Here is a 6,552-nt window from a genome sequence, read left to right as displayed (position 1 = left end):
GATTGGGGGGGGTGGTGCCGGGTGTCGCGGTGGTGGGGTGGCGCCACTTTCACCTCGCGCTGGCGGGCGTCGCGGGCACCCCCCCCCCCGGGGGGCGCCGGCGATTACGGCGCCCTCGGCGTTCAGTGGGCTTCGGGCGCAGTCTGGCGCGCCAAGGGCCCAAGCCTTGGAGGCATCAGGGCATTCGAGGGTCAGGCCTCCCGGTCTTCAGGCCTCCTGCGATCAGATCCGGGTGGTCAGCGCCCCCGGTGTCCGGCGTCCTCGGGCTTCCGGTCCCGGACCGGCGTGCCGGCGCGGGCCAGGAAGTCCGTGATCAGCGCCGCCCATCGGGCCGGCTGCTCGGCAGCGATGGCGTGGCCGCACTCCAGGGCGACCAGCTCGGCTTCGGGGATGCCGTCGGCGAGTTCGCGGGAGTGAACCGGGGTGATGAGGACGTCCTCCCGCGGCGAGACGACCAGCGTGGGCACCTGGATCGCGGCCAGGTCCCGGGTCACGTCGATGGTGTCGAAGAGCGCCAGCTGCTGATCCGTCCCCGGCGGGAGCCCGGCCGCGAAGAGGGCCAGCTGCTCCTCCACCTCCTCCGGGGTGCGCTCGTCCAGCCAGCTCGCCCCGCCGACCACCAGGGACAGATAGGCCGCCAGGGTGCGGCTGTCGCCGCCGCGGCCGAGTACCCGCCAGACGTCGATGACCAGACGCAGCCGGGCGTTGGGCCGGGCGAACCCGGAGGACAGCACGAGGGCGGTCACCCGATCCGGGTGCCGCACCGCCGCCCGCACGGCGACGGTCGTCCCCATGGAGAAGCCGGACACGGCGAACGTCTCAGCGCCCGCCCGGAGCCCGGCCGCCACGACGTGGTCCGCCAGTGCGTCCAGGGACAGCGGGGCTTCCGGGAGCGGGGTGTCGCCCGAGCCCGGATAGTCCGGCCCGACAACGGTGTGCCGCCGGGCCAGCTCGTCCACGACGAGGCCGTAGCTGTCCCGTACGTCGCTGCCGGCGCCGTGCGCCAGGACAACGGCCGGCCCCGAGCCGAGGACCAGGGGCGCGGGCGAACTATATGGAGAGGTCGTCATCCGCGCACGCTAACGGGATGCCGCCGCGACCGGGCGAACGTTGCGTCCGGTTCACGGTGTTGTGCCCGGCCAGGCTACTCGAACTGGTAGCCCGCCGGACTCCACGGCCCCTAAGCCCTCATGCCAGGGCACCCTCAGCGGCGGAAGGCGGAGGGGTCGACCGACACCAGCCGCTTGACCGCTTTCGGCACGAATGCGCCCTGGTCCTCCCGCCCCTCCAGCACCTGCTGTGCGGCGAGGGCCATCCGCGACCCGGCGTAGCGCACGGGTTCGCCGGGTATCGCACCGCCCGGGGTGCGGGCCAGAGCCGACCCGGACCATTCGTCGTCGGTACCCAGGACCAGCGACGCCAGCACCTTGGCCATCAGCCGGGAGGGGCCCACTCCGTCCCCCGAGTAGCCGGTGGCATAGAACACGCCCGGCACGGAGCGCAGCCGGCCGGCGAAGGGGACCGAGGTGACCGCGTACTCGACGGGCGCGGTCCACATCATGTCCACGGGCACGTCCCGCAGGTCCGGGAAGAGTCTCAGGAACTGGCGCCGCACCTCCGCGGGGCGCAGGGCACCGCCCCACATGGTGCCGGCCCCCGAGTTGCCGGGGCCGAGACCCACCCCGCCCTTGCCGAAGAGCAACCGGCCGTCGGTGGTGGTGCGGTAGTAGTTCAGCCGCTTGCGGGCGTCGCAAACCGAGGTGGCGTCCCGCCAGCCGATGGCGTCGAGCCGCTCCGGCATCGGCACCGTCAGGACCGTGTCGCTGGCGACCGTGACCATCCGGTCCGCCAGCTCCTGCAACTGCCCGGCCCAGGCATTGATCGCCAGCACCACGCGGTCGGCGCGGATCGTGCTGTGTGGGGTCACCGCCAGGGTGGCGCCGTTTTCACGGCGGAGCCCGCTGAGCGGTGTGTGCTCATGGATCCGCACGCCTTTGTCCAGAGCGACGCGCCGCATACCGCGCACCAGCTTGGCGGGCTGGAGCGTGGCGCAGTGCGCATCGACCACGGCCCCGTAGTGGGACGGGGTCCCGACCGCTCTGCGGGACTGGTCGGGACTCAGCTCGCGTAGCGGCTCCACTCCGGCCCGGGCCAGGTTCTCCAGGGTGGTGTTCCACGCTCCGCGCTGTGCCTCGGACGAGGCCGCCCACATCCATGGGCCCCGCCGGTACTCGGCGTCGATGCCGTGTTCGTCGACGAAGTCCAGGATCTCGTCCACGGCACGCTCGGACGCCTCGCCCAGCCGGCGCGCCTCCGCATGGTCGCTGATGGCGACAAGGCTGTCGAACCGGGCCCACATGGGCATCACATAACCGGCGTTGGCGCCACTGGCGCCGCCGCCGCAGACATCGGCGTCGATGAGCACGATGTCGGTGCCGGGCGCCCGGCGCAGGATCTCCAGGGCGGTCCACAGTCCCGTGTATCCGCCACCGACCACGCACACGTCGCAGCGGACGTCGCCCGCCAGCGCGGGGGACTTCCCGTCGTCGGGTTCGGCCGTCAAGGCGTCTCGAAGCCAGGCCGTCCGCCGTGCGGGGGCAGGAGCTGAAGCGGGCCAGGGAGCCGGGAGTGCCAAGGTGTTCATCTGCTGTCTCCAAAGGTGCACGAGCGGATCACGGACGGAACCGCCGACCTCGCGGGGCGACCGAACCGGCAGGAGGGGGCGGGTTGGCGGGGACGGACGAATCCTTATGGCCGAACGGATCCGCAGGGCCAGACAGGTCCGATGCAGGGTGAGAGGTGAGGGACGCCAGCAGCGTGGGAACGAGCGGCGCCTCATCGCCGCCGGCGCCCGGCGCGCCGGAAGGGCCGGCCGACGGACGGTGGTCCTCCGCGACCGCCCGCAGCAGGTCGATGCGCGAATTCACCCGGTAGCTCTTGAACAGCCGCCGCAAGTGGTAGTTGATGGTGTGAGGGGAGAGCCCGAGCCGGGTGGCGGCCTGACGGTTGGTCAGTCCCTCGGACACCAGCAGGACGAGTTCCCGCTGCCTGCGGCTCAGCCGCGGGGGCGGGGCGGCTGCCCCTGCCGCGTACGTACTCGTGACGGTGTGCCCGGCGTCCGGGTGCACTTCGCGAGCCGGCCGGTCGGAGACGGAGGAGGCCCTGCCGCCGACGACGCGGTGCGCCCCCCAGGGTCCGCGGACGCCTTCGGCCTCCCGGGAGACGGTCCGGGAGTGCGGGCCGGGCAGGGCGCCGCCGGCCGCGCGCAGCAGGGCGGCTTCCTGGTACAGCACCCGCTTGAGCGCGTCCGGCACCGCGCCCTGGACCGCCTGGCGCATGAGTTCGCTGTGGAAGGCAAGCCGGTCGGACGCGTGCCGCACCACTCCCGTGGCGCACGCCTCCTCCATGACCGGCAGCAGGGCCGACAGCGGCCGTCCCAGCATGGCCGACAGTTCGGTGTACTCCACCTCGGCGCCGAGGACGGCCGCCACGCTCAGGAACTGACGGCACTCCCGGGAGAACTGGGCGAGCGTGGTACGCAGCCGGTCACGAACCCGGTCGGGCAACCGGACACCTGTCAGATGGGCCTCGCCGCCGACGATGCTGATCGTGCCCTCCTCCCGCATGCCGATCAGCAGTTCGGTGAGCAGCCGGGGATGACCAGCGGCCTCTCCCACCAGTTGGGCTACCGCAGGGCCGGGCGGCACACCCAGCACGTCCGCCGCCTGTAGCAGCGCGTCCGCACCACTGAGCGGTCCCAGGACCAGGCGCTCGTAATGGCGGCGCGGGTCCGACAACAGGGCGCCGGACCAGTCGTGTCCGGTGTCGGTGCGGTGCGCGGCCAGCCAGACGACCCGGTCGTGAGGGGCGCCGTGCCGGGCGAAGAGGCCCGCTCCGGGCCCCGCCGCCGGATCCACGTTCGGGAACTCGTCCAGTACGACCAGTACCGGCTCGCCCTGAACGCGCAGGGGCAGGCCCGTTTCGCACCGGCCGAGGAAAGTGCCGGCCGTCCGGGCACCGGCGGCGCTGCGCGAGGCCGGATGGGGGGTGCCGGCCGGTCCGGCCATGGTGTAACCCAGCCGCTCGGCCCGGTCAATGGCAGCGCACAGCAACCGGGTCTTGCCGTAACCCGGCGGCGCCTCGACGAGGACGAGAGCCGTACCACCCTGGCGGATGGCTTCCAGGACTGCGTCTATTCGGGTCAGTTCACGTTCACGGCCGCGCAGTGGCGGGCCGACTTGAGGAGCGAGTGTCGAGAGCATGCGGGGAAACTCCCTGAGAGGTCAGGATGATCACGTAGACGAGGGCGCCGGAGCGGCGGCCGTTCCATGGGCGCCGCCGCAGGCTGCCCAGCGGGGCGAACCGGTGCCGGACGCACGTTCAGCTCATGGCGCGGTGGCGGCGGACCCCGACTGCGTGGAAGCGGCCGGTGACGAAGGCGGAATCGCAGTAGACGGCGTCCGCGGCCGGGTTCATGCCCGTACCGTGCAGGTCTGAGTAGACGGCGGACTGGGTGATGTACCAGTGGCCCATCAGATTGAAGGACAGCATGACGCCCGCCTCGGAGCAGGCCTCCTCCAGCGCCGCCTGTGCCTCCGGGGAGACGGTCCAGGCACCGGCCGAGAGCGACCCGTGCTCCCGGGCGGTACGGGCCAGCAGCTCCGTGCCGGCGGCGGCCGAGTCGACGGCGACCGCGAAGTACACCGGGCCCAGCCACTCGGTGGACAGAGTGGCCAGATCGCCGGGGCGTGCCGCGTCCAGTACGACGACCGCAGGGGTCCGTACCACCGCGTCCGGGTGGTCGGGGTGGACGACGGGGCGCGGGGCGACGGCCACGGTGCCGAGCGCGCCCGAGGCGGCCTTGTCCACCCGGGCCAGCACCTCGGGTGAGAGCAGGGCACCGAGGACGGAGACGGCATCAGCCGGATCCGCGAGCAGCGTTCCGAGCGTGTCGTCGAGGTCCGCCACCACCCGGCCGAAGGACTTGTGTCCCTCGTCGGTGGCGACACCGTCCCGGGGGATCAGCAGGTTCTGCGGACTGGTACACAGCTGTCCGCTGTACAGGGCCAGGCCGAAGGCCAGGTTGGCCAGCATGCCCCGGTAGTCGTCGGTGGATTCGATGAGCAGACTGTTGACGGCCGAGGTACTGGTGAAGACCCGTGCCTGGGTGGCGTTTCGGCGCAGCCAGTCGCCGAATCCGGTGGTGCCCGAGTAGTCCACGATGCGCACGTCGGAATGGACCGCGAGCCGTCGGGCGAGTTCCTCACCGGGCCGTTCCACGGCCAGGCACACCAGGTCTGGGTCGAACCCGGCCTCGCTCAGCACCTGTCGGACGGTGCGCACGGTCAGCGCGAGTGGCAGTACGGCCCTCGGGTGAGGCTTGATCAGGACGGGGTTTCCCGTCGCCAGCGAGGCGAAGAGGCCGGGGTAGCCGTTCCAGGTGGGGAAGACGCTGTTGCCGATCAGGAACGACACCCCTCGGGGCCGCAGCGTGAACGTCTTCTCCAGGGCGAAGTCCTCGCCGTCCGGCATCGGTTTGCGCCAGACGAAGGAGCTGGGCAGCCGGGTCTGCTCTTCCACGGCTTGGGCGACGGCCTCCAGCCCCCGGTCCTGGGCGTGCACGGCCCCGGCGTGGAATGCCATGACCGGGTTGTGGCCGCTGGTGTGCTCGGCGGCAAGGGCGAACTCGTGCGACGCGGCGTTAATCCTGGCCAGGATCTCCACGCAGACCGCGGCACGCGCCGTCACGCCCGCCTCCCGCCACCGCGGCATGGCGCGCCGCATGGCGCCCAGGACGGCGTCGGGGTCGTGGTGCGGGTAGGCGATCTCCAGGTCGGGCCCGTACGGTGACCGCTCACCGCCCTCTGCCGGGGCGGGGCCGATGAGGCCGTCCTGGCCGGGCTGGCCGAGGTGGAAGACCTGACCGCGCAGGGCCGCGAGGGCCGTCTTGGCCGCGGCGGCCGCACCAGGGCCGTAGCCGTCGGCGTCCTCCGGGTAGGGCGACCAGTGCGCCCGGGTGCGAAGGGTCTCCCGGGCCCGGTCGAGGGTCGGCCCGTGCCGGTGTGCCCACTCCCTCAGGAGTGCCGCTGAGCGCTGCCCGTCCCCGACCGGGCCCGGTATGCCGCATGTTCCCACTTTCCCGCTCCTCCCGCTGTTCGAGACGCGGGCGGAGCGCCGCCGGGCGCGAGCCCGTCGGGCAGCACCTGGCCAGGCCGGGCCGCTGCGGCCGGACCGTAGTCGTGCGCGCACGTTTTCCCCCTGGTCCCCGTGATCACGTCTCATCTCAATGGACTGAACGTCTCCATTCGATCACAACAAGGGGAGTAGTTCGCAAGAGTTCACCGCAAACAAGTACCAAAGAGAACTATTCAAGCCAAAGGATGACATAGCAGCGATGGTCGACGGGGGAAAGGGGAGGTTCGGTGGCCGACGGGGGAGGGCAGCCACCGAACCGGGGCGGGCGGGGCCGGCGGCCGCGCGGGGGGGGGGTTTAATTTACACCGCCCGCCCCCCCCCCCCGGCGGGGGGGGGGTCGGCCCGGGTCTTGTATAA

At 72.2% G+C, this 6,552-nt stretch carries 4 protein-coding genes; all 4 read right to left on the bottom strand.

All coding sequences use genetic code 11. The annotated features are described in order from the left end of the window. Positions 1–236: 236 nt before the first annotated feature. The 4 genes from ACFWR9_RS12215 to paaN all read right to left on the bottom strand — a co-directional run bounded on the left by ACFWR9_RS12215 (position 237) and on the right by paaN (position 6,135). Positions 237–1,070: an alpha/beta fold hydrolase gene (locus tag ACFWR9_RS12215; RefSeq protein WP_383839548.1), complete on the bottom strand. Its 834-nt coding sequence runs from the start codon at positions 1,068–1,070 to the stop codon at positions 237–239. A 134-nt stretch (positions 1,071–1,204) separates the two neighbouring features. Further along, positions 1,205–2,563, bottom strand: a complete 1,359-nt coding sequence (locus ACFWR9_RS12210) for an NAD(P)/FAD-dependent oxidoreductase (RefSeq protein WP_383839545.1) — start codon at positions 2,561–2,563, stop codon at positions 1,205–1,207. Positions 2,564–2,672: 109 nt separating this feature from the next. Further along, positions 2,673–4,262 carry a LuxR C-terminal-related transcriptional regulator gene (locus ACFWR9_RS12205; RefSeq protein WP_383839542.1) on the bottom strand — a complete coding sequence of 530 codons (1,590 nt, stop codon included), beginning with the start codon at positions 4,260–4,262 and terminating at the stop codon, positions 2,673–2,675. 118 nt (positions 4,263–4,380) lie between these two features. After that, complete coding sequence (paaN, locus tag ACFWR9_RS12200) at positions 4,381–6,135, bottom strand: phenylacetic acid degradation protein PaaN (RefSeq protein WP_383839539.1); 1,755 nt, start codon at positions 6,133–6,135, stop codon at positions 4,381–4,383. Positions 6,136–6,552 lie beyond the last annotated feature (417 nt).

The sequence above is a fragment of the Streptomyces sp. NPDC058534 genome (genome assembly GCF_042717365.1).
Lineage (GTDB): Bacteria > Actinomycetota > Actinomycetes > Streptomycetales > Streptomycetaceae > Streptomyces.
This window is presented reverse-complemented; position numbering and strand designations above follow the sequence as displayed.

Excerpts from the sequence above, each read along its gene's own strand:
- ACFWR9_RS12215 (WP_383839548.1), bottom strand. The coding sequence starts at position 1,070 with ATGACGACCTCTCCATATAGTTCGCCCGCGCCCCTGGTCCTCGGCTCG.
- ACFWR9_RS12205 (WP_383839542.1), bottom strand. The coding sequence starts at position 4,262 with ATGCTCTCGACACTCGCTCCTCAAGTCGGCCCGCCACTGCGCGGCCGT.